29 protein-coding genes and 1 pseudogene are annotated in these 22,119 nt (G+C 54.1%); 13 read left to right on the top strand and 17 right to left on the bottom strand.

Features of this window, described 5'->3' with window-relative positions:
* Positions 1-159: 159 nt before the first annotated feature.
* Positions 160-789 carry an IS607 family transposase gene (locus CKO36_RS14740; RefSeq protein WP_200285077.1) on the bottom strand — a complete coding sequence of 210 codons (630 nt, stop codon included), beginning with the start codon at positions 787-789 and terminating at the stop codon, positions 160-162.
* 47 nt (positions 790-836) lie between these two features.
* A complete protein-coding gene (locus tag CKO36_RS14735; RefSeq protein ID WP_200285073.1) occupies positions 837-1,217 on the bottom strand; it encodes a PIN domain-containing protein in 381 nt (126 codons plus the stop codon).
* Between the two features lie 49 nt (positions 1,218-1,266).
* On the opposite strand from CKO36_RS14735, the gene CKO36_RS14730 reads away from it, so the two are divergent.
* From CKO36_RS14730 to CKO36_RS14715, 4 genes are all read left to right on the top strand, one after another.
* Entirely contained in the window at positions 1,267-1,485 is a 219-nt protein-coding gene (locus CKO36_RS14730) for an antitoxin MazE family protein (protein ID WP_200285072.1), read from the top strand.
* Positions 1,486-1,809, top strand: coding sequence for a type II toxin-antitoxin system PemK/MazF family toxin (locus CKO36_RS14725; protein WP_200285070.1), 324 nt, complete (start codon positions 1,486-1,488; stop codon positions 1,807-1,809).
* A gap of 84 nt (positions 1,810-1,893) precedes the next feature.
* Positions 1,894-2,130 carry a hypothetical protein gene (locus CKO36_RS14720; protein WP_200285068.1) on the top strand — a complete coding sequence of 79 codons (237 nt, stop codon included), beginning with the start codon at positions 1,894-1,896 and terminating at the stop codon, positions 2,128-2,130.
* Entirely contained in the window at positions 2,118-2,492 is a 375-nt protein-coding gene (locus tag CKO36_RS14715) for a type II toxin-antitoxin system VapC family toxin (RefSeq protein WP_200285066.1), read from the top strand. The genes CKO36_RS14720 and CKO36_RS14715 overlap by 13 nt, the downstream gene beginning before the upstream one ends.
* An 83-nt stretch (positions 2,493-2,575) precedes the next feature.
* On the opposite strand, the gene CKO36_RS14710 is transcribed toward CKO36_RS14715, so the two are convergent.
* A complete protein-coding gene (locus tag CKO36_RS14710; RefSeq protein WP_200285065.1) occupies positions 2,576-3,037 on the bottom strand; it encodes a tetratricopeptide repeat protein in 462 nt (153 codons plus the stop codon).
* Between the two features lie 548 nt (positions 3,038-3,585).
* Here CKO36_RS14710 and CKO36_RS14705 point away from each other — a divergent pair.
* The 3 genes from CKO36_RS14705 to CKO36_RS14695 all read left to right on the top strand — a co-directional run bounded on the left by CKO36_RS14705 (position 3,586) and on the right by CKO36_RS14695 (position 7,027).
* A complete protein-coding gene (locus CKO36_RS14705) occupies positions 3,586-3,987 on the top strand; it encodes a pilin (RefSeq protein WP_200285063.1) in 402 nt (133 codons plus the stop codon).
* A 77-nt stretch (positions 3,988-4,064) separates the two neighbouring features.
* Positions 4,065-5,993 carry a hypothetical protein gene (locus tag CKO36_RS14700; protein WP_200285061.1) on the top strand — a complete coding sequence of 643 codons (1,929 nt, stop codon included), beginning with the start codon at positions 4,065-4,067 and terminating at the stop codon, positions 5,991-5,993.
* On the top strand, positions 5,990-7,027 hold the full coding sequence (locus CKO36_RS14695; RefSeq protein WP_200285059.1) for a glycosyltransferase: 1,038 nt from the start codon (positions 5,990-5,992) through the stop codon (positions 7,025-7,027). The genes CKO36_RS14700 and CKO36_RS14695 overlap by 4 nt, the downstream gene beginning before the upstream one ends.
* A 133-nt stretch (positions 7,028-7,160) precedes the next feature.
* On the opposite strand, the gene CKO36_RS14690 is transcribed toward CKO36_RS14695, so the two are convergent.
* On the bottom strand, positions 7,161-7,538 hold the full coding sequence (locus CKO36_RS14690) for a helix-turn-helix domain-containing protein (protein ID WP_200285057.1): 378 nt from the start codon (positions 7,536-7,538) through the stop codon (positions 7,161-7,163).
* A gap of 5 nt (positions 7,539-7,543) precedes the next feature.
* Positions 7,544-7,846 carry a type II toxin-antitoxin system HigB family toxin gene (locus CKO36_RS14685; protein WP_200285055.1) on the bottom strand — a complete coding sequence of 101 codons (303 nt, stop codon included), beginning with the start codon at positions 7,844-7,846 and terminating at the stop codon, positions 7,544-7,546.
* Positions 7,847-7,945: 99 nt separating this feature from the next.
* Here CKO36_RS14685 and CKO36_RS14680 point away from each other — a divergent pair, with 99 nt between their 5' ends.
* The 5 genes from CKO36_RS14680 (at position 7,946) to CKO36_RS14660 (ending at position 12,321) form a co-directional block, all read left to right on the top strand.
* Complete coding sequence (locus CKO36_RS14680; protein WP_200285053.1) at positions 7,946-9,181, top strand: glycosyltransferase; 1,236 nt, start codon at positions 7,946-7,948, stop codon at positions 9,179-9,181.
* A gap of 114 nt (positions 9,182-9,295) precedes the next feature.
* The gene (locus CKO36_RS14675) at positions 9,296-9,859 is read left to right on the top strand and encodes a Uma2 family endonuclease (protein ID WP_200285051.1); all 564 of its coding nucleotides are present in this window, start codon (positions 9,296-9,298) and stop codon (positions 9,857-9,859) included.
* 21 nt (positions 9,860-9,880) lie between these two features.
* The gene (locus CKO36_RS14670; RefSeq protein ID WP_338053496.1) at positions 9,881-9,997 is read left to right on the top strand and encodes an AAA family ATPase; all 117 of its coding nucleotides are present in this window, start codon (positions 9,881-9,883) and stop codon (positions 9,995-9,997) included.
* A 44-nt stretch (positions 9,998-10,041) separates the two neighbouring features.
* Positions 10,042-11,142, top strand: coding sequence for a glycosyltransferase family 4 protein (locus CKO36_RS19395; RefSeq protein WP_207161485.1), 1,101 nt, complete (start codon positions 10,042-10,044; stop codon positions 11,140-11,142).
* Between the two features lie 3 nt (positions 11,143-11,145).
* Complete coding sequence (locus CKO36_RS14660; protein WP_200285049.1) at positions 11,146-12,321, top strand: glycosyltransferase family protein; 1,176 nt, start codon at positions 11,146-11,148, stop codon at positions 12,319-12,321.
* 45 nt (positions 12,322-12,366) lie between these two features.
* Here the strand turns inward: CKO36_RS14660 and wecB are convergent, their stop codons facing one another.
* From wecB to CKO36_RS14635, 6 genes and pseudogenes are all read right to left on the bottom strand, one after another.
* Complete coding sequence (gene wecB, locus CKO36_RS14655) at positions 12,367-13,461, bottom strand: non-hydrolyzing UDP-N-acetylglucosamine 2-epimerase (protein ID WP_200285047.1); 1,095 nt, start codon at positions 13,459-13,461, stop codon at positions 12,367-12,369.
* A gap of 113 nt (positions 13,462-13,574) precedes the next feature.
* A complete protein-coding gene (locus tag CKO36_RS14650; RefSeq protein WP_200285045.1) occupies positions 13,575-14,078 on the bottom strand; it encodes a type II toxin-antitoxin system YhaV family toxin in 504 nt (167 codons plus the stop codon).
* Entirely contained in the window at positions 14,075-14,404 is a 330-nt protein-coding gene (locus tag CKO36_RS14645; protein WP_200285043.1) for a type II toxin-antitoxin system PrlF family antitoxin, read from the bottom strand. Before CKO36_RS14645 ends, CKO36_RS14650 begins: the two co-directional genes overlap by 4 nt.
* Before the next feature lie 97 nt (positions 14,405-14,501).
* Positions 14,502-15,134: a polysaccharide deacetylase family protein gene (locus tag CKO36_RS14640; protein ID WP_200285041.1), complete on the bottom strand. Its 633-nt coding sequence runs from the start codon at positions 15,132-15,134 to the stop codon at positions 14,502-14,504.
* Between the two features lie 119 nt (positions 15,135-15,253).
* A complete protein-coding gene (locus CKO36_RS20155) occupies positions 15,254-15,379 on the bottom strand; it encodes a hypothetical protein (protein ID WP_275957860.1) in 126 nt (41 codons plus the stop codon).
* 258 nt (positions 15,380-15,637) lie between these two features.
* A pseudogene (locus CKO36_RS14635) lies at positions 15,638-16,400 on the bottom strand (Rpn family recombination-promoting nuclease/putative transposase).
* A gap of 26 nt (positions 16,401-16,426) precedes the next feature.
* Between CKO36_RS14635 and CKO36_RS14630 the strand changes: the two are divergent.
* Positions 16,427-16,729, top strand: coding sequence for a hypothetical protein (locus CKO36_RS14630; protein WP_200285039.1), 303 nt, complete (start codon positions 16,427-16,429; stop codon positions 16,727-16,729).
* Positions 16,730-16,739: 10 nt separating this feature from the next.
* On the opposite strand, the gene CKO36_RS14625 is transcribed toward CKO36_RS14630, so the two are convergent.
* From CKO36_RS14625 to CKO36_RS14600, 6 genes are all read right to left on the bottom strand, one after another.
* The gene (locus CKO36_RS14625) at positions 16,740-18,059 is read right to left on the bottom strand and encodes an oligosaccharide flippase family protein (protein WP_200285037.1); all 1,320 of its coding nucleotides are present in this window, start codon (positions 18,057-18,059) and stop codon (positions 16,740-16,742) included.
* A 12-nt stretch (positions 18,060-18,071) separates the two neighbouring features.
* Positions 18,072-19,250, bottom strand: a complete 1,179-nt coding sequence (locus CKO36_RS14620) for a glycosyltransferase (RefSeq protein WP_200285035.1) — start codon at positions 19,248-19,250, stop codon at positions 18,072-18,074.
* Entirely contained in the window at positions 19,250-20,350 is a 1,101-nt protein-coding gene (locus CKO36_RS14615; RefSeq protein WP_200285033.1) for a hypothetical protein, read from the bottom strand. Before CKO36_RS14615 ends, CKO36_RS14620 begins: the two co-directional genes overlap by 1 nt.
* A complete protein-coding gene (locus CKO36_RS14610; RefSeq protein WP_200285031.1) occupies positions 20,335-21,210 on the bottom strand; it encodes a hypothetical protein in 876 nt (291 codons plus the stop codon). The genes CKO36_RS14615 and CKO36_RS14610 overlap by 16 nt, the downstream gene beginning before the upstream one ends.
* 81 nt (positions 21,211-21,291) lie before the next feature.
* On the bottom strand, positions 21,292-21,567 hold the full coding sequence (locus tag CKO36_RS14605) for a PIN domain-containing protein (RefSeq protein WP_200285029.1): 276 nt from the start codon (positions 21,565-21,567) through the stop codon (positions 21,292-21,294).
* On the bottom strand, positions 21,518-21,982 hold the full coding sequence (locus CKO36_RS14600; RefSeq protein WP_200285027.1) for a hypothetical protein: 465 nt from the start codon (positions 21,980-21,982) through the stop codon (positions 21,518-21,520). Before CKO36_RS14600 ends, CKO36_RS14605 begins: the two co-directional genes overlap by 50 nt.
* Positions 21,983-22,119: the final 137 nt, after the last annotated feature.

Here is a 22,119-nt window from a genome sequence, read left to right as displayed (position 1 = left end):
AGGCATCGCGAATCTGGCGATCCGACACGCCCACGCCTTGCAGCGCACCAAAGCGCTGCCAGACCTCGGTACGCACCTGTCCGAGCCGCTGCGCCTGGTCGCGCAAGGCCGCGACCTTGCCCTTGTTCGGGCGCTTGGCGCGCAAAATCCGCGTGACTTTCATTCGCAGGCGTCCTTCGGTTGGCGAATAGGCATTGCGGCAAAATCCTCCTTGATCGATTGTTTGTATTTGCGCATCCCGGACAACCGACAAGAAAATGTCTGCACGATTGCCAGCAGATCCTCGACCATTTCCTGCTCAGGCGAGAGGGATTCTTGGTTCACCACGATGATCTCGCTGCCGTTTTCATCAGCCAGGTGCGCAAATAGATCAAACCCAAAGCGCATCAACCGATCTTTGTGCGCCACCAGCAGCAGGCGCACTTCCCCGCGCTGAATCCGATCAACCAAACCAAGAAATCGCTTGCGCTTGAAGTTCATCCCGCCGCCGATTTCCTGTATCCATTCATCCACTGCGATTCCCGCACCCAGGCAGTAGGTTTCCATCGCTTGCACCTGCGAGGCGAGATCGTCTTTTTGTCCAGCACTGGAAACCCGGCAATAAACCACGACGTCGCGTTTCTCCGGAGCGCCACCCGTCAATAGGCGCACATCCGCTTCGTCAAAATAGCGATGCCCGGACGGATGGCGCTTGGCCGCGAGCTTCCCTTCGCGCTCCCAGCGCCGCACGGTCTGCACCGAGCGGCCAATCCGCTTGGCAAATTCTCCGATGCTGTAGTAGCTGCTTATATTGAATAATTATAGACAGCTCTGGGAAGAAATCAAGCAACTGTTAATTACTCCAGGAACAGCAGGCCCAGTTCGCGCTGGGCGGCGGCGTCCCCAGCATCGGCGGCGGGGATCAAGGCGCGATCTTCATCTTCCAGCGTCAGGCCGGCCCAGGCAAGCGCGCTGTCGAGGTCGATGCGGGTATGGAGGAGGCCCCAGCGCTGTGCCACCGAACGATCAATGGGCAAAATCCGCTCAGCGTAAAGGGAAAGCACCTGGTCGAACCATTTTCCGAGTTCCCGCGCAAACACGGCATTGCGCTTTTGTTGCTGCATGATACCGCGTTCGATCGCGCCGATGGTCACCACTATACCAACGGCCCACATCACTCGGCTGCGGCCATGGCCTGTTGCAGTAACCGCATCAACGCAAGGGTCGCGATCTTGCATGAAATATGGGGGTAGAGTATGTTTCATGTAACAAATCGAGGAGGCCGACATGGCAAGCACGAACGCAAGAGTTCAAAAGCACCGCGATGCACTGCGCAGGGTTGGACTTCGTCCGGTGCAAATTTGGGTGCCGGATACGCGACGGTCAGACTTTGCCGAAGAATGTCGCCGCCAGTCTCGCCTTGTATCCCAATCGGACATGGCCGACACGGATATGCAGCAGCTCTTGGATGACGCCTTGGCTGATCTGGATGCTTGGGTTGAGTAAATGCGCAGCGATTTCGTCACCGTCGCCATGCAGGGCGATTTCGGCAAACCGCGACCTGCGCTGGTCATCCAAGCTGACCAGTTCAGCGAGCACGGGACTGTCACATTGTTGCCACTTACCAGCGCGCTTGTTGATGCGCCGCTATTGCGCATCACCATTGATCCTAGCCCGGAAAATGGCTTGCAAAAGCCATCACAGGTGATGCTGGATAAAGCTGTGACGGTGAGGCGCGACAAGATCGGAGCTGTCTTCGGGCGCATTGATGCGAATGCGATGGTGGAGGTTGATCGTTGTCTAGCAGTGTTCTTGGGTATCGCAAAATAAGCGTAAATTCGCGCGCAATGTTGAATCTCAAGCCAAATGTGCGGTATCGCGCGATAAAAGAACAGGTTATTTCTGGAGGCGCTAATGCAAGCCATCGAGTTAGAAGCCACGGTCGAGCAGCACAGCATTCGCGTGCCGGAAACCATCCAGGACGGCACCCATCTGCGGGTGCTGTTGCTGATGGATGACCCTCCCGCCAATGCCTTCAGGACAGACGACGACTTGAAGCGCCGCCTGGCGGGATTGACCGAGGGCCTCAGTGATGAGGATTTGCATCGTGCCCGGGATGTCGGTCGGAGCGCTCCGCAATGGGATACCTGATCGACACCAATATCCTGTCCGAATTGCAAAAGGGCGAGCGCGCCGATCCCAGCGTGCGCGCTTGGTACGACCGCGTCGAAGTGCGCGATCTCTATCTTTCGGTCCTGGTCATTGGCGAGGTGCGTCAAGGCATCGAACGCCTGCGGCGTCGCGATCCGGCGCAGGCTGATCGCTTGACGCAGCAATTGGTCTCGATCAAGACCGACTTCGCCGACCGGATTCTTCCCATCAGCATGGCCGTGGCGGAGCGCTGGGCGCGCAACAATGTGCCGGATGCGCTGCCGGTGATCGATGGCCTGCTGGCCGCGACGGCCCAGGTCCATGACTTGACCCTGGTGACCCGCAATGTGCCCGCAATGTGAAGGATGTCGAGCGCAGTGGCGTGTCAGTGCTTAATCCCTTTTCTGACGCGGCAGCTTCTTGACCGAACGCCAACCTTGACGGGTTAGAGCCCCAGCTCCGCCACCTGCCGCCGCGCGATCACATGGCCATGCTCTGCGGCTTTTTTGATCCACTCAATCGCCTTGGTCTCGTCTTGCTCCACACCCTCGCCGCGCGCATAAAGCTTCCCGAGCCACTGCATGGCGTCGGCATCCTCTTGCGCGGCGGCCAGGTGCAGCCAGTGTGCCGCACGCTCGGGTTGCGTAAGCGCCAGGAACAGCAGGCCCAGTTCGCGCTGGGCGGCGGCGTCCCCGGCATCGGCGGCGGGGATCAAGGCGCGATCTTCGTCTTCCAGCGTCAGGCCGGCCCAGGTTAGGGCACTATCGAGGTCGATGCGGGTATGGAGGAGGCCCTTTGACTCACCCAGGGTTTCACTCGTCCCTGGATGATCCTTGATGCGTCGCCACAAGGTGGCACGGCTAAAACCGGTGATGGCCATCGCGGTTTTGAAGTGGATCGTTGGCATTCTAAGCTCCTGCAACAAAAATCCGGGTCAAATCCCCTTCAACCAGCGCGCTTCTGGTCGCGGCGCATGAAGTCGCGCACAGCATCGTTGCCAGCATGGTACCCGAGCAGGACATTGGCAATTGCACCCAAATCTTGTCAAGCATCAAGTCTGGCAGTATTGACGGCTGATCGGGCGCCTTGGAGCCAGGCTGTCCGTCTCAGATGCCACCTTGAGACAGGGTAACCCCGTCTCATTATCCCTCTTGAGACGGGGTTGCGCCCTCGCACTTCAGCGCTAGAGCCGGCGTTTTCTGTCACGACTGGGTGGGGGCGATCCCTGGAATTGCCGCGAGTCTGGGTGATGTCGCCCCTTGGCGGCGGGTAAGAGCTGAAATTGCGTTTTTTTCGCCTGAATGACGCGACGCCTTGTTAGGGCTTTGGCGACACTTGGCATGATCGCTGCTTTCTGTGTCGCGAGCCAGCACGAAGCCCGATCCTGGACCTGGCTCGGTCACTCATCAGTGATTTGGGCTTCTTTTTTCAACGTTGAATGAAGAGGATATTCTCATGCGTAAGCATCAACAAGGCTTTACCTTGATCGAACTCATGATCGTCGTGGCGATCATTGGTATTTTGGCGGCGATTGCGTTGCCCGCTTATCAGGACTACACAAAGAAGGCCAAAGTTTCTGAAATCGTTTTGGCTGCAAGTTCGGCCCGAACTTGTGTAACAGAAGTCATTGCTGGCGGCGGTACTAGCTTCACTACTTGCGATGATGGTTTCGTGGCTACACAATACGCCAAGGGATTGACTGTCAGCGGAACTACGGCAGCGCCTGTTATCACGGCAACAGGTACAGTTCCTGATAATGTTACTATAGTATTGACTGGTACGGCTGGTAGTGGAACTGTTAAAGCATGGGCATGCTCAGGTAGTCCAAAGAATCTGATGCCGGGATCTTGCCGCTGATAGCGACCTGAGTTAATTTTTTGCTTGAACAAAAAGCCCTGTTTATGCAGGGCTTTTTAATTAGCTAAAGAAAAAATATGCTACAAAAAGAACACACATCGCGTCTTTGGTTCATTGCGCCTTTATTGGTTATATTAATTGCTACTTTTTTTGTCTATGAGCAAGGAATTCATGGAAGTTTGTTTTACGATGATCATTTTTTTCTTGATAAACTCGAACGTATCGAAAATTTAGATTCTTCTTGGCACTTTGTCGCGGAAGGTACTGGCGGGCCGCTCGGGCGTCCGATCGCATTGCTCAGTTTTCTTCCGCATGCTAAAGGTTGGCCTGCAACAAGCGTTGATGCGCGGCTTGTCAATATATTTATTCATCTTATCAACGGCACATTACTGTTTTTTTTGGGATATATGATTCTGCGTTTGCGCGATCAAACGTCGTTCAGTACATCCTATTGGGCGGCGTTTGGTGCCGCAAGCCTATGGCTGGTTATGCCAATTTTAGCTTCGACTAGCCTTATCACCGTACAGCGCTGGACCAGCTTGTCGATGCTGTTCGGTTTGACGGGATTAGTGGTTTTTGTTTACGGGTATTTTTTGCAATCTAACCAGCCAACCCGTGCCTTGCTGATTCAGGGCCTGGGGCTTGGGGTCGGGACACTGCTTGCGCTTTTTACAAAAGAGAGTGGTGCGCTCTTTCCTGTCTATGCATTAGTTATTGATACTGCGCTGCTGAATAAGTTGATCGCACCGAGTCAAATTCGTTGGGTGAGGCGGGGCATTTTGTGGTTAGCGTTGCTTACGTTGCTTGTTTACCTTTCGCCCTTTTATCGCGATTGGTTTAGTGTCAGCGCATTTCGAGGTTGGTCGTCATTCGAACGTCTCCAAACAGAAGTTGTGCTGCTTTGGCAATATCTGTACATGACTTTTTTTCCGCAGCCAACAGCGTTTAGTCCGTTCCATGATGATGTGATGCTTGTTCATGGGTGGCAACTACCGGTGCTGTCAGCTTTTGGGTTTATAAGCATAACAGTAATTGCATTTATAGCTCGTAAGCGCAGCCCATGGCCTCTGTTTGCGCTGCTCTGGTTTTTTACAGGTCATTTGATCGAATCGACTGTGATTCATTTAGAATTGATGTTCGAGCATCGAAATTATTTAGCCGTTTATGGCTTCTGCTTAGCTTTGGCTGCAATTGCATGGCAGCTCCCGCCGCGCTACGCGCGCTTGGGGCCGGCGCTTTTTTCGATTTATACATTACTTATTGGTCTCATTCTTTACGGAACGACATCAATTTGGGGACAGCCATTAATTGCAGCTGAGGGCTGGGCAAAACGCCATCCGCAATCCCCGCGGGCGGTGAATTATTTGGCTGAAACCTATTATGATGCTTTGACGGATATTGGTCCTGTTCTCCCTCAGTTAGATGCAGCAGCGGATGAGTGTTTGCGTTGCACAGAAAATAAGATGCAAATCCTGCTTTATCGCTGTGGTCATGCTTCTGAAGACGAGATAAAAAGGCGTTTTGGGCAGGTATTAGATGAAGCTTCCTCTGCACGCAAAACCACTGCAATTTTGGATATGCTGTATCCCTTGCAGCAGCTTTTAGCTTCAAATGCTTGCCCACCGCTTAGCTACGCGGATACAATTAAATTGCCATTATTATTGCTGGGCAATTCCGAGTATTCCTCTTGGCAATACCAAGTTCATGCACATTTTCATGTGGCTTATTTTGCAAAAGAGATGGGCGATCTTGCTACCGCTTATTCCCATCTTTCCGAGGCCGAGCGTCTTGCGCCAAAGACTTTACCCATACTCCAAATGCAGATTCATCTTTTGCTTAAGGAACATCGCTACGATGAAGCGCTCGCAGCTATCGAGCGCCGGCGCATTGTTGGGTATGATCGTTTTATGACTGAAAAGTTACTTGATGAACTTGCAGCTAACGTTCGCGAAGCTGCGAATAAAGAACACGGTGCAAATGGTTTGCCAGGTACTCCGACAACGTGAAACTTATTGTCCAGATTCCTTGTTATAACGAGGAGCAAACGCTTGCAGCCACCTTGGCTGATATCCCGCGCGCCATACCTGCGATCGACCGCATTGAGCTTTTGGTAATCGACGACGGCAGCATTGACCGCACCGCTGCCGTGGCACTTGAAAACGGCGTCCATCACATTGTCCATCATAAGCACAACCAAGGCTTGGCGCGCGCGTTTCGCAATGGTCTGGATGCCTGTCTGCAACAGGGTGCCGACATCATTGTGAATACCGATGCGGATAATCAATACGTCGGTGCTGATATTGCCTTGCTGGTCGCTCCGATTCTCCAGGGAAAGGCGAACATGGTGATTGGGGATCGCCGCACGGATGGGATCGCGCATTTCTCGCCATTGAAGAAATTTCTCCAACGACTCGGCAGTTCCGTGGTTCGCCGACTGGCTGGGGTGGATGTGCCGGATACCGTGAGCGGCTTTCGCGCTTTCTCGCGCGAGGCGGCCTTGCGGTTGAATATCGTGTCCAATTTCAGTTACACCATTGAGACGGTGATTCAAGCCGGCAAGCGCGACCTCACTGTCGTTTCCGTGCCTGTTCGCACCAACCCCACTGCGCGACCCTCGCGACTGTTCCGCAGTATTCCGCAGTTTGTCAGCCAATCGCTAATCACGATGACCCGCATGTATGCCATGTACAAACCGCTGCGGGTGTTCTTTTTTCTCGGTGTGCTGCTCATTGGCTTAGGCTTGCTGCCGATTCTGCGGTTTTTGTTTTTCTACCTCCAGGGCGACGGTGCCGGCCACATCCAATCCCTGCAACTCGGCGGCGTGCTGCTGCTGATCGGCGTTTTTGCCTGGCTGATCGGCCTGGTGGCTGACCTAATCTCCTTCAATCGCCAGCTGCTGGAGATGACGCTGGAACGGGTACGGAGGCTGGAATTGTCGCAACGCCAGCCACCCGAGTCGTCGCTCGGCATGAAGGGATGCGTGGTAGGCGGCGCCGAACAAACGGGGTCAAATGATCCAAACACAGGGAAGCATCACTAGGTTCTCATGCCCGCGAATGGAGTCCATGGCGTGACTTCTGCTGCGCGTAACACCTGCGATGTTGCGTTGACAGGCGCCCAGCTCAGACTTGCTTGATGACGAGTTGAAGGCGATTGAGGACCAACGATCATTTTTAGGTGCCAGCCCGCCGCACTGGCTTGATAAGACTTTCCGCCGGAATGCCAAACTGACTGTGAAGCTTCCAGATCATCGGTAATGTCAGTGAGCGCGTGCCGTTCAGTACCTCGTAAACCCGATTGGTGCGCCCAATCGCCGGGGCTAGGTCGCTCGGGGTCAGCCCTGACTGCTCCATACGAAACTTGATGGCATCGACAGGATTCGGCAGATCGACCGGAAAGTGTTTGGCTTCGTAGGCTTCCACCAGGGTCAGCATGACATCGAAGTGGTCGCCTTCAGGAGTGCCTGCCTCTGGTTCATTGTCGAACAGCGGTGAGAGTGCCTTGAGCGCGGCACGGTAGTCCTGATCGTTACGAAGCGGACGGATATTCATGGCCCTTACTCCATTTCAACGGTTTCGGCATCGATCACATCGTATTGAGGGTGTGTGCCGATAAATTTCACATAGATGGCGCCGAAGCGATAGGCTAGGGCCACAACGAGCCGGTAGTCGTTTCCCTTGATGTTGAAGACGACACGGCGGTTCTTGAGAATGCTCGCGTGGCGATACCTCTCTTTGATGTCGCTTGGCGATTGCCATTCGGCCTTCTTGGCCTCGTCGATCCAGGCCAGGAGCGGTTGCTGGGCGTCTGGGTATTGCTCCCAGAAGGCTTTCAGGTGGCTGATTGCGATGATTCTCATGATGGAAGAATAGTCCCGCAACGGGACTATGGCAAACTGGCATTAACTTCAATGTTGAATGATGACCACTCACCCGCCTGCCGTAGGACATTCACCATCATGAAAACAGGCCGTATCCTGTGCGTCACCTCAACCTTCCCGCGCTGGAGCGGCGACAGCACCGCGCCCTTTGTGCTGCATCTGGCGCAGGATCTTCAGGCGCTGGGCTGGCAGGTGGATGTTCTCGCTCCCCATGCGCCTGGCGCGGCGACCACCGAAGTGCTTGATGGCGTGTCGGTCGAGCGCTTTCGCTACCTCTGGCCCGCCAGCCAGCAGACGGTCTGCTACCAGGGCGGCGCCCTGGTGAATCTGCGTCGCCGACCATCGGAAGGACTCAAGCTCCCGGCCCTGGTCGCCGCCGAACTGCTCGCTCTCGCACGCCGGCTGGCGACCCGGCGTTATGACATCCTACATAGCCATTGGCTGTTGCCGCAGGGGGTTGTCGGCCAGTTAAGCCACACTATTGGCCGTGTGCCGCATGTAACGACCGTGCATGGCGGCGATCTGTTCGGGCTGAATTCCCCACTGATGCGGGCATTCAAGCGCTTTGTCCTGCAACGCGCGGATGCGGTGACGGTGAATAGCTCCTTCACCGAGCAGGGGGTGCGCGCACTGGTCCCGGCGCCGCGCCAACTCCGGCGGATTCCCATGGGCGTGGTGACCGCAGCACTGAGTGCGGGTCAACGCGAGCAAAGCGCCGTGCTGCGGGCGCGCTATCGGCGCGACCCAGGGCCGCTGCTGATCTTCGTCGCGCGCTTGGTCGAGGAAAAGGGCGCCGGGGATCTGATCGACGCCACGGCCGAACTGCGCGCCGCCTACCCGGCCATCACGACCGTCATTCTCGGCGACGGCCCCGAGCGCTCGGCCCTGGAGCGGCGCGTCAAGGCGCTCCATCTGGACAACTGCGTCCACTTCCCCGGCTGGGTCGCTCCTGCTGACCTCGGCTCATGGCTGGCCGCCGCTGATATTTTCGTTGGCCCCTCGCGCACCGCCGCCAATGGCCAGGTCGAAGCCCAGGGGTTGACTTTTCTGGAAGCGCAGGTGGCAGGACTGCCGGTGATTGGCACCCGCCTGGGCGGCATTCCTGATGCCGTTATCCACGAGCAAACCGGCTTACTGGTTGATGAGCGCGCCCCGCACCAGATCGCCACCGCTGTGCGCCGACTGCTTAAGGAGCCATGGTTGGCGCAACGGCTCGCCGAGCAGGGGAAGGCGCATGCCCTGATGCACTTTTCCCGCGCCGCGAGTGCGCGGGCGTTTTCCGCTTTGTTCGACGACGTGCGGTCAGTGCGCTAAGAGCGCACATGCGACCCTGGTTTAGTGAAACCAAAGGCATTGCTTGCTGGCTCGAGGTAGAATCGGGCGGCAGGCTGAAAGTCACCAATCGATCAACAAGGGGATGCGCGCTCCATGACCAACCTCGCCCGACAGTTTCATCTGAGCGTCGATGACTACCTTGCTTCCGAGGATGGCGCCGATATCCGCCACGAGTACATCGACGGTGAAATCTATGCCATGACCGGCGCCAGCGACCGGCATGGCCTCATTGTTGGCAACCTCTATGCCTTCTTGCGCCCCCGGCTGCGCGGTACGCCCTGCCAACTTTTCGCCAACGACATGAAGGTGCGGCTTCGGATCGCCGACCAAGACATCTTTTATTATCCCGACCTGCTGCTGAGCTGCGACCCGGAGGACCGCGAGACCTACTACCGCCGCTCCCCCTGCCTGCTGGTCGAGGTGCTGTCGGAGTCAACCGCGCGGCTTGATCGGCGCGAAAAGTTCTTTGCCTATCAGACCATCCCCAGTTTGCGTGAGTATCTGCTCATCGATCAAAACGCCTGTGCAGTCGAAATGTACCGCCGCACCAACGGCTGGGGATGCGAGCGCATCACCCAAGGCAGTCTGCGGCTTGCATGTATTGATGTTGAGGTGTCCCTGGAGACGCTGTACGAAGACGTTCCCGCTGTCAGATAGCGCAGGCGCAAGAAACTCCCCATTGGCATCTCCAATTTCCGTGAGATTCGCGAAGAGGGGCATTACTATGTCGACAAAACGCCGCACGCCCTGCGATTGATCGAGCAGGGCAAGTACTACTTTCCGCATCCCGACTGACTGCTGTCGCAGGGGTGTCGGCCAACGGACTTGAAATCAAATGCATGGAAATACAAGAAACACCAAATCAATTAGAAGATGGGCTTTTTGAGCAGACAAAAAAGCCAACGAGTGCCCAGTCAGTCAATCACGACAGTCGCCCTTTGGGCGTTTGGTTTCCTACCATTCGCTGCGGAACAGGCGCGGATGTCTTTACCATCCGGCTTGCCAAAGCTTTGAACGACCGGGGTATTCGTGCCGGGATTACCTGGCTGCCGCATCGCGCCGAGTACGCGCCCTGGTCAGTGGCGATACCACAGCCTCCAGACTGGGCGACGGTCGTCCATATCAACTCTTGGTTGCATCGCCGGTTCATTCCAAAAGGTCTGCCCTTAGTCGTGACGCTGCATAGCAGCGTGCACGACCCCGCTTACAAACCCTACAAAAATTGGCTACGCACGCTTTATCATCGCTTTTGGGTCAAGCCATGCGAGGCCTATAGCATCGGACGTGCCACGGCTGTGACCGCTGTCAGTCAGTACACGGCCGATCAGGCATTAGCTTTTTTTGGCCGTCAAGACATTGCAGTTCTGTATAACTGGATCGACACAGAGGTCTTTTGCCCTGATTCACGCCACCATCCCCATCATCCGTTTCGCCTGCTGTTTATCGGTAAGCCAAGTATCCGCAAGGGTGCTGACCTGTTACCCCGGATTATGCAGATCCTGGGGCCGGATTTCGAGCTTCGCTATACCGGAGAGCCAAAAAATATCGGAATTTCCGACTTGCCAGATAACATGATTTCTATTGGGAATCTGGAGAGTGAAGCAGCGGTTGTGAATGCTTACCGCGAAGCGGATGCTTTGCTGTTTCCGACTCGACTCGAAGGTTTCGGCTTGGTGGCGCTCGAAGCTCAAGCCTGTGGAACTCCAGTTATAGCGACGAATGGTTCGTCGTTGCCGGAAGTGGTCGCGAATGGAAAGACTGGAATTCTTTGTCCTGCGGATAGTCTTGAGGCATTCGCACAGGCGGCCCGCAAACTGCTTGAGCCGGAAGATTGGATGCGGTTTTCAAAGGCAGCAAGAAATCGAGCGATAGCGATTTTTGAGGAAAGTGTTGGAGTTGACGCCTGGATTCGCTTCTATGGAAGACTGGCGCAAGATTAAGATATGCAAAAAAAAATATTGCTCATTATTGCCTATTATTTTCCACCTTACGCGGGGATTAGCAGCCTGCGCTCAAGCAAATTCGCTAAATATCTGCCATCGTCCGGCTGGACACCTTGGGTCATGACAGTCGATCCGCGTTACTATGGCGAACGCCAGCTGCAAGATGACCCACGCCTGACGACCGATCTGGCCGCAACCCGCATCATACGCGCGCCATATTGGCGTTTCCCTGGCCATGTGATCTTCATGAAGTTGCTGCACCCGTTGCTTGCGCTCATCTTCGCCTGGAGGCATCGACGCGGTATCAGCGCTGTTTATCTCTGCGGAAGCCCCTTTCATCCTTTTCTTCTAACATTTCCACTGACAGGGCTACTGCATATTCCAACACTTCTCGACTTCCGAGACTCCTGGAGCATCAATCACGGTTATGATGGTCGCCGTCCTGACCGTTTGCGTGCCCGCCTGCGCCAGCGCTTCCTTGGACTGATCGAGCGCATCTCAATCCAATTCTCCAGCCGGGTCGTCTTTGCCACGTACCAGCTTGAAGATGAATACACCGAACTCTTCCCTCAATGGCGGGAAAAGTATTCGACGATTCACAATGGTTTCGATCCGGCGGATTTCACCCGTATCGAACCGCAAAGGCTTAACACCGGGCCGACGCTCATCATGACCGGGCAGTTCCATATCTACACCCCCGACGCGGTCGATGCCCTGATGCATTGCCTGAGTGAGCGACCAGCGCTGCATTTCGTCTATGTCGGCGGCGAGCAGGCCATCATCGAAGCGGCGGCCAGGCGTGCCGGTGTTGAAAATCAGGTCATATGCCTGCCTTACAGCCCCTATGCGGAGGTGTTGCGCCTGACCGCCGGGGCGGATGTCGGCTTGGTTTCAAACGGGCTTATCAACGGCCTGGGAACCAAGATTTTTGACTATCTCGCCTTGGGTAAACCCACGCTCTGCCTGGTTCCGAATGGCTCCATCATCGCGCGTGAATTTGCCGACGCACCCAGCGTCATCATCTCTCATCCGCCGCATACAGCAGAACGGATCGCTATCGCACTGGATCGAACCATGGCGATGGTCGGCCAAGCGGGTGCCGTAGATCTTGCCCGATTCGACCGCCGCGAAAGTACCCGCGAGCTGGCAGGACTCCTTGAAGCGATCACCGATTGACCCTGCTGCAGGATGCAATGCCAAACAGAACTACAACGCTGCTTTCTAGCCCTGCCTCAACGCCGTGGCGATCTTTTGCCCACTCTCGCCTTCGCCAAATATCGCCACAGATGCCTCTCCCGCTTCCGCTTCCGGCGGATTCAGCAAGATAGCGGATTGAATGCGCTCAGCCTCAGCACCGACGAGCTGCGCCGCGCCGATCTCGACCAGCTCCACCCACTCTGTTTCCTGGCGAAAGACCACGCAGGGCACCTGGTAGAAGAAGGCTTCTTTCTGCACGCCCCCGGAGTCGGTCGCGATGACGGCGGCTTGACGCTCAAGCATCACCATGTCCAGATAGCCCAGCGGCTCGCAGAGGATAAGGGCGCGCCCGATCTCATCGAGCATGCCCAGACGTTCGATGGCGCCACGGGTGCGCGGATGCAGCGGGCAGACGACAGACCGCTCGCGCGCCACCGCCATCAGACCGCGCAGAATCGCCCGCAAGCGCTCGGGATCATCGGTGTTCTCAGCGCGATGCACAGTCGCCAGCACATACTGACCAGGCATCACACCCAGCCTATCGAGGATGGTACTCCGTGCCATGGCACGCTCGGCATAGAAAAGCGCCGCGTCATACATCACGTCCCCAACCGGACGAATGCGCTCGGCGGCAATCCCCTCGGCCCGCAGATTGGCCACCGCCGATGCGGTCGGCGTGAACAGCAGATCCGCGACCTGATCGGTCAAAATCCTGTTGATCTCCTCCGGCATCCGGCGGTTGAAGGAACGTAGCCCCGCCTCGACGTGCGCCACCGGGATATGCAGCTTGACCGCCGCCAGGGCGCCAGCCAGGGTCGAATCGGTATCGCCATACACCAGCACCCAATCCGGCTGCTCGGCCATGAGCACCGCCTCGATGGCCTCGATCATGCGCCCGGTATTCTGCCCGTGCGTCCCGCCGCCGATGCCAAGGTGCCGATCCGGACGCGGGATGTCCAGCTCATCGAAAAAGACATCGCTCATGTTGGCGTCGTAATGCTGCCCGGTATGCAGGATGAACTCCCGCACATCCGGCCCCTGCCCGCGCAGGGCGCGCGAGACAACGGCGGCCTTGATGAACTGAGGACGCGCGCCGATGACGGTGAGGATTTTGATCATATCAATGCGAGCGTTCGTCCGAGCCGATGGGTGCTTGATAGAACCACTGATCGTCCGCCGTGTCGCGGTGCAAGTTGCGGCGCAGATCGAGGCGATGAACCGGTGCTTATTACCTAAGCCTCGCGGTCAACGAACGACTGTAAACGCTGCCACTCGACGCGAGCTTCGGCCGCCAACTGGCTCCAATCATCGGGTGGATGGCCACTGTCGAGCATCTTGCGGAAGATTCGGTAGGCGTCGTTGTCGCTCTGGTAGGCGCGTTTTGTCTTGTCGTCGTTGACCCATGCGTAGACGATGATCTTGGCTTGCGCGTGGTAGCGGAAAAAGAGCCGGTACTGCTGGAAGAATTTGGCCCGGAACCAATGCTTGTGCGCTTCGCCAAGCGCGCCACCTTGGCGGTACTCCAGCCGAGTTGGATCTTGCGGGATGACCTCGAAGGCCAGCTTGGTGATCGCCGCCAGGCGCTTGGTGGCATTTTTCTTCAGGTAACCGGACGGATCTTTCTGCTTCAGGGCGTCAACCTGCTGCGCCAAGGTTTCAATCTGAGCCAGGAAGAACGGATGCGCAAAGACTGTCCAGCCATGAATGACCAGGCTCGCGGGCTGATCCGGGCTCATGCGTCCTCATCCGGCAGGGGCTCATTGAGATTGATCTCGATATTGCTGACCACTCCCTGCAATCGTTCGACGAGGCCGGCATCGATCACCTGCAAGTGTTCAGGGTGATTAGCGAGATCCTTTGCTAGGAAACCGAGGAAGGCTGCGAGCGCCGGATCATCGCCCTCATCGGACTGGGCACGCGTCAGGACGACCTCACCGTTTGCGCGGATGCTGTAGTGGATCTTGTCGCGCTTGCTGAGTTGAAGGGCGCGGCGCACGGTTTCCGGCACCGTGGTTTGGTAGCGGGCGGTCAAGGTGGATTCGGCCTCAAGGGTGGCGGGCATGGCGGCGCTCTCTGATTAAAACCATCGATGACAGAAATGGTAATGCATGCGCATTGTCGATGCAATGGAGGAATGCCGGCCCCTCGTCCTTGATCCACTAAGCACACAACGCGCGATAAAACCGCCAATCCGCCTCGCTATCCAAATGCGAGTTGTGCCACAACAGGCTGAAGTCGCCCTGGAAGCGGTGGCAGGTGTCGCGGTAGTACTGCATCAGGTCGAGCGCTTGCTCGCTGTAGCCGAGACCGAGATAGCGCTCGGCGATGACCGAGCATTCCATGACGATCAGCGGGCGCTCGCGCAGGCGTAGGGGGCGGCGGTTGGTCAGATCGTAGAGCGGATAGTCGCGGCAGGTGCCGCAGCGGAAGCCGGGGCGGTCGGCGTAGCTGAGGGTGGTGTCGTAGTCGAGGCCGTTGGCGTCCCAGAGGCGCGCGGTGGTGGGGGTCTCCCAGCGCAGGAAGTGCTGGCGTCCGCCGAGTTGGGGTTGGTCGATGCCTTCGGCGTCGAGGACGCGGCGCAGGGTGGCGACCGAGCGGGCGTAGGCGTCGGGGTGGCGGTAGGTGTTGTAGCCGGGATGGAGGCCGATTTCATGGCCGCGCGCGTGGATTTCGCGCAGCAGGGCGCGCATCCGGGGCTGGTCGAGGCTGGTGCGGTTGTCGAGGCGCGGGTGGGTGTTCTCGGGGATGAAGTAGAAGGCAACCGGGCGTCCAGCGCGTTCATTGATGTCCATGATGTCATCGAGGCCCCGGCGGTGTGGGTCGTGGCGGTCGTGGCAGCGCCAGGCGTCGAGTGTGCCGTGCAGGGTGCGGGCGGCCTGGGGAATGGAGCGGCGTTTGAGCAGATCGGCGGCTAGTCGGCGGGCGAGCGTTCGCGGCGCCAGGGCAGGCCGAGGGATTCGCCGAGGATGATGCCGAGGCTGGAGTCGCGTTTGGCTGCGGGGCTGTCGGGGGTGGCGATGAGCAGGTGTGTCGTCATGCCGCTTTACCGGCCTCGCTCAATCAGCGCATCCGGGGAGCGGCGCCGGGCGAGTGGGCTGGGTTTGGGTGCGAACACACTGGCGCGCGTCCTTGAGCAGCAGCATCAGTTGTCGGCCTTGCAAAGGTGTCGTTTCGAACCCGAAACAGCGATAGAAAGCCTCGGCCTGATCGTCGATGGGGTGCGTCAACGGCGATGGCTGTGTCGATCAGGGTGCGGGCGCGAGAGCCTGTTTTTCGCCAGGATCTCGCCGCAGGTTCACCCAATGGAATCTCGCAACGCTTTGATCGCTGAGGGCGTTAAGCCGGCGGCGGTTGCAATCTGCTCATCGGTTAGGAGGTTCATGGCCAGAAGATTGCAAGCCAATTCTTCGCGCGCTTGTTCACGCCCCTGTTCACGACCTTGCTCGATGCCTTGCTCGATGCCTTGCTCGATGCCTTGCTCGATGCCTTGCTCGATGCCTTGCTCGATGCCTTGCTCGATGCCTTGCTTGAGGCCTTCGCGCTTGGCTTCATTGAGAAAGGAGACCTCATCGTGCAGCGCACGTTCGCGCACAAAGGCGAGACGGCGGGCTTCTTCGTCGGCGCTGAGTTGGCGGATGCGGTGCATGGCTTGTTGGACGGGTTCGTGGGTGATCGCGGCCATGGTGAGATCCTCTTGCCAGTGTTTTAAAGAAGGTGATCCAGGCGCGGAGCGGTCCTGGTGAAAGTCCAAGTCGGTCGGCTTTGTTGAGTTCGACCAGGTTCATCTGCAGGATATTTCCAAGCGAGACTTGGGGCTGGGTCTCGTCGCGCATCTCGAAGCGCCAAAGCGCTTGCTGACGTTCGGCCTCGGTGGCGGTGAAGATGATGTATTTGCCGGTCAGCTCGCTGGGCTCGATGTTGGGATTGAGGATTTCAACGGAGGTGATCTTGGGAAGATCGGGGCGCAGATCGTTGATCAGCGCGCCCAGCAGTTCGGGTGTTTCGGAAAAGACGCGTTTGAAGACGTAGTCGTTGGTGGGGCTGAGAAGTGTGGGCATCGCTGGTGTTGCTGCTGTAGGTGCGGATGGCTGGCAGTCTGTGCTCAATCGTGGACGATGTCTTCCAGGCGGTCGGCTTCGAGTGCGCGGTCGAACCAGATGGCCAGGGTTTCGGCATCGGCGGCGTCGATGCGCCGGTCGATGGTTTCGGGGAGTGCGCCGAAACCTTTCTTGAGCAGTTGTCGCAGAAAACGGGCTTCGCCGCGCGCTTCGCCGTGTGCTTCGCCTTGACGGAGAAAACATTCGGCAAAGCCGCTGATGGTGGCGGTTTCGGGGGCGTGGTTTTATTGGTAGATCATGCGTTCGACCTCGCTCAGGTGGGCGTTTAGCCTCCCAGTATCACTTGTGGATTGCAGACCAAAGCAGGCGAACATCGCTGAATTTAATTACAAGTGAATCTGAAAAGCAATTCTCTGTGAAATTAGAATAAATTATCAAGCGCAGCAGCAAGTTTAGCGTATATGCAATCGTTGTTGCTGCTGCGGCGCCGGGTAATCCATAATGAGGGATTAAAATAAGATTTCCAACGACATTCACAACAACAACTAAAACAGAAGTATACATATTCAGCTCAGGTCGTCCGCGCGCGGCAATGTCATTAGCCAATATGCGGGATGCAGATGTCATCACAATTCCGGGCAACAAAATCCACACGGGTAATAGTGCATCGCTATAGTCACGCCCAAATAACCAAGTAATCAAAAGATCAGAAAAAATGGCGACAAATACTGCACCAATAAGAGTAGCGGTTAAAACCCAACGGGTGACCAGTGGCGTAAGTCGGCGGCGCTTGTCCTCATCGGTTACTAGTTGAGATAAGCGTGGAAGAAGCACGGCACTGACCGCTTGTGAGATCATCCAGAGTCTTTCGACTAAAGCTACAGCAATGACATAGATACCCGCTGCGGCAGGCCCCAGAAATATATTTGTCAGAAAAAGATCAATCTTATAGTTGATAAACGCAAGAATATTGCTCAGATGTGCTTTCCAGCCATAGCTAAGCGTTTTTTTGACGCAGCTTTTTAGGGGTGGCATATCCTTGCTTCCCAGCAAAGGTATCAGCCATCTAACAGTCAAGATCAGCGTCAATGACTGAGCAAAAAACTGTGCGCCAACCAGCAAGGCAAGATCGCGATTACCCAGTATTATCAGCGCGATGACAAATACGAGTAATGCGCCAGGCTGAACGATGGCGAGGATATTATAGGGGCGAAATCGTTGCAGCCCCTGAAATACGCTGAGCAGATAGTTATTCAGTAAGCTTATTGGAAATGTAGCCAGCGCAAGCCAAAGAATACGAGGATCAATGCCGGGAAAAAAACGCTCGCGCTTCCAGAGCAGAAGAGCAGCGCCGATAGCAATGCCGAGCACACTAAATAAAGAAAAAATGCGTAAATTGGCAGATAAAATTTGGCGTACTGTGATTTGTTCTGAGCCAAGATGATACACATTAGCTGGTGCAACTCCAAGATTTAGGAAAGTTGCCAGCATGGATGGCAAAAGCAAGGCGATAGTAAAAGCACCATTACCCTCTGGTCCGTAGAGACGAGCAATGATTACCGTAGTCGCCAAACCCAATAAGCTGGCCCCAATCTGGCGCGAGAAAGTTGCTCCGATGTTGCGTGCAAGCCCCTTTAAACCGAGGTCTTGTGCTTTCACAGTTTTTGCATCTCAGGCATGCGGATAAATAACGTGCTGATAGATTTTAGTCAGTCGATCCACAACGGCTTTTTCGCTGTAGCGACTCGCACAGTCAGCGCGAATGACATCGGCCTGATAGCATCCAGCATTTTCCCGGATTTGCTGCATAGCCTCTGCCAAGGCGTTGATGTCTCTCGTGGGAACAAGCAAGCCATCCTGCGCCCGAATGATGCTTTCAGGACCACCACAGCGTGTAGCGATTACCGGTTTTCCCAGTGCTAAGGCTTCAATCACGACGACACCGAAGGTTTCATAACGGCTCGCTAAGACGAAGGCATCAGCGGCTTCCATGAGCTCAACGACCTGATCTCGACTGAGTGCGCCGTGGAATCGCACGCGATCCTTAATGCCAAGATGAGCAGCGAGCTGTTCTAAACGCGGGCGTTCTACCCCATCGCCGCCGATATCAAGAGTGACTTGTGCATCAGTCGCAAACTGCTTTGCAAACGCTTGCAGCAGATCATGGATTCCCTTCTTTTCTGTTAGAAGTGCGACGCAAACAAATCGAAAATTTTCATCAGGCGCGACGCGCCGAGCTAGTGGGCGCGCTAAAAAACGTTGTTCGACGATATTCGGCATTTCTTCCCAAATACCTGCGGCAGCGCCGAGCTGTTGCTGCAACAGGTCGCACAGAGGTTGGCTCACCCCCAAGCGCCTCGCTGCGTGGCGCGCGACAGTAGCGGCAATCCTCAGTTGTGCTGGTCGCAAAGTGCCTCGCGCATAGCCTGTGAAATGTTCGGTAACGACATAAGGAATGCGGTATCGCTGCTGGATATCCTGCGCCAGCACGCCGGCATTGAGCATTGAATGAACGTGGATCAGATCCGGCTTGCCATACTTCGCTACATACTGCTCAAATAGTCGTCGTCCGTGCCTGAGCCAGAGCCAGGCGCTCGCCTTGGGCAGCAGCCTTGGAAACCAAGCCGTACCATGCAAGCGGAGTGTAGGAATGCCGGCATCAATTTCGTATTGAACGCCATGCCTGCCGGTAAAAACACTTCTCCACTGCCGTAAAGAGCGGAGGTTTAGAGTGATGACGCCTACCTGATGACCGTGCCTAGCCAACGCAAGAGCTTGCTCACGAAAAAAGACGCCGTTGATATCGCCGGGGTATATTGGGTACCAAGAGGGCAAAATGAGGATATGCATTAAAAAAAGTTAAGTTTTTTAATAAGCAATCTAATTGCAAAATATTTTAGTGAGATTGGGTCGTGATTTGAGTAACCCAAATAACCAGACATTGTTCCAATTTTTTTTGCATATTTTCTAATCCATTTCCAGTGTTTTCCTATAGTCTTTGCTCTTTTGCACATAACATATTTTTGTATAGACTCTTTTTTTGCATCTAAACAGCTATTTGAATCTTGAAATTTCCTGTAATCACAAATATGCTTGAAATATCTTTTGTCTTGAACGCATGACCAAATTGTAATATTTTTTTTGAGAAATCTAATTGTTTTAGCCGTGTATCGAATGTAATCAATATTATCTGAAAAAATAAATTTTTTAGGTGGAAGAAATAGATTATCTGTTATTTTTTCTACTTCTTTTTTATATAAAAAACCAAGTCCAGCGATAAATAAAATCTCATTCAATTTTTCTGCTGCGTCTAATGATTCAATAAATTGTTTGTCACTTACTTCCTCTCCGTTAAGCCAATTTATTCGGGGCGCTTTAACTAAATCAAAAAGATAAGCTGCGTTTTCATCTGCTTGGTAACCAAGAAATTCGATTGCAATATCAATGCTATGAGTGACAGACCAAATTCTAGTAAGCCACTCTCTTTTGTTTGCTATTCCAGAAGTTCGCATGGCAGAAAATTGCAGCATGCGGCTTTCACAAAAATCGACAAGATAACAACCAGCAAGAAAACTCTGATATTTATACTTTAAATCGCTGAATTTTGGAAAGCTGGCGCTACCCCAAATTACTTGTATGTTGGTGGCGTATATAATCCACTGGAGTTCGCTTACTAGAGACTCAGGAATCACTATCGGGCCATGTAAAAAAATACTATCATTTATGCCTTTAGTCGAAAGTTTTTTTGCGCTTAATGGGAGTATATCATCATTTACAACAACGATAACATCAAGGTCTGAGAGGCCAGGAGCTTTCACGCTACCCATCGTGGCTAATGCTTTTATCCCAGAAGCATTTTGAAATCGATTTAGATATTGATTTAATGCTTCAGAATATTCTTCTTTTTTCAATCGCGCAGGAGGATTTATTATTTTCACTGATGCCGCCATTCAATTTCTTTAACTGCTTTATTCAGAAGAGGTAAAAAATCTTCTTCTATTTTATGCTCTATAATTTTTTCTCTGAAAAATTTTGTGGAGACTAAATCAAAATTTCCTTGTGGAATTCGATCTCTTACGATCTTTTTTCTGATATAAGAGAGAAGATTATTTTTTTTTGGCCAAGAACTACGAATGTCGGTTCCGCATTTAAGTGCCATAATGAAATAATCAGGAAAGATGTTAGCCGCTTGCTCGATAGCTTCCCTTTTTTCTATACGCATCCCGTTTGCGTTTGCTGAATAAACTGGAATCATAAAAAAGTTACTTAACATTCTTTTTATCGAGTATAAATTTTTGCCATGTTTGAAAAAACTTTTTTTTGGCTCTCTAAGAGCATCAATTGTTTTGCGATATCGCCATTTTGATATTTCTTCAAACTCTGAATCTGTGTTTTTAAGATGAAATTTAATATTCACATCGCGCAGAGACCAGCAGCTTTGATATGCTTCTAAAGGAAGGCTTTTAGGTTTATAACATAAGATGTCTTTTGATGTTATAAAAAAAGGGCCGTGATGCTGTAGCGGATCAACAGTTATGCATAATTTATGTATTTTTCTATTTATAATATTTATTGCGCTTTTTTTATCAATTTTGTTGTAAGGTTTATTAAAGATTACTGTTAACTCAAGATCGCTAAAATTATTATAAGTGAAATCACCGTAGCTGCCATGTACTACCAGATCTAAACCTAATTTGTTTTTAATATTATAATCCATAATCTCTTCAAATTCGGGCAACCAATCAATTTCAACTAATTCATCAAGATCATATATATTTTTAGCAAAAATATAATTTTTCATTTCGCTCATCCCGATAGTTTTTCGGGGGTTATTGACTGCTTTAATTCTAATCTCAATATCATCCTCCCCTCCGGCAACGGAATCGCCAACTCATAGCGCAAACTCGACACCACCCTGATCAACGCCAACAGACTCGCATAAACCGCCAACAACCCAAAGTCTTCCGGCGTATCGCAACCCCCGAACTCGCCTGAATTCGTCGATATTTTGCGTCACAAGTGTGAAACCATGGGATAAGGCAATCGCCGCGATCTGAAGATCGTAAGGACCGATCGGCGTACCGGCACGCTGGAATTCGGCGGGAATTCGACCAAACTCACGCGCCTTCAGATAAGCAATCCAGACATTGGTATCCGGAAGCCACATCACTCCATCTCCCGACGTTGCTCGTACTCCCCCTGAGGCTCGCGGACAACTCGCCTTGCCAGGCGCCGGCCGTGCGCTCATACAAACCCGCCGGCCAGTCAGCGCTCGCGACAACGCCCGTCACTTCATTCTCCTCAAGCTCAAGAAACACAACCTCAACGTGCCGACGGTGTAAATCCGGCGGGATTTCAATCACTGGCGGCAGGCTGTCATAGATTTGTCGAAATGCGCGCATCATCTGTCCCCACTCATCAGCTCCATCTTGACCGAGGAACAGCGGATTTGATCGATTGTTTCGTGCCGTGTGATTATGTGCCGCGAAGGAGTTCTCCTTTGTTTCTCGCCCGCCGCCCAGGATGCGAAAGGCTTCGGGGCCGAGGGCGAGAAAATCGTAGATGGAGATGTCGGTTTTCATGGCGGTTCTTGGCCTTGATCATCCCTCGGTCCAAAACCAACAATTTCAGTAGGTGATCAGCGCGAGGCATGGGGCGGCAGGAGTCCGGGAAAGGCGTAGTCTTGGAGGTGCAACCCAACCCAAGGACAGCGCCGATG

It is taken from the genome of Rhabdochromatium marinum (assembly GCF_016583795.1).
GTDB classification, from domain to species: domain Bacteria; phylum Pseudomonadota; class Gammaproteobacteria; order Chromatiales; family Chromatiaceae; genus Rhabdochromatium; species Rhabdochromatium marinum.
Note: the sequence above shows the minus strand (reverse complement) of the source record. Positions and strands in the feature narration are given on the sequence as shown.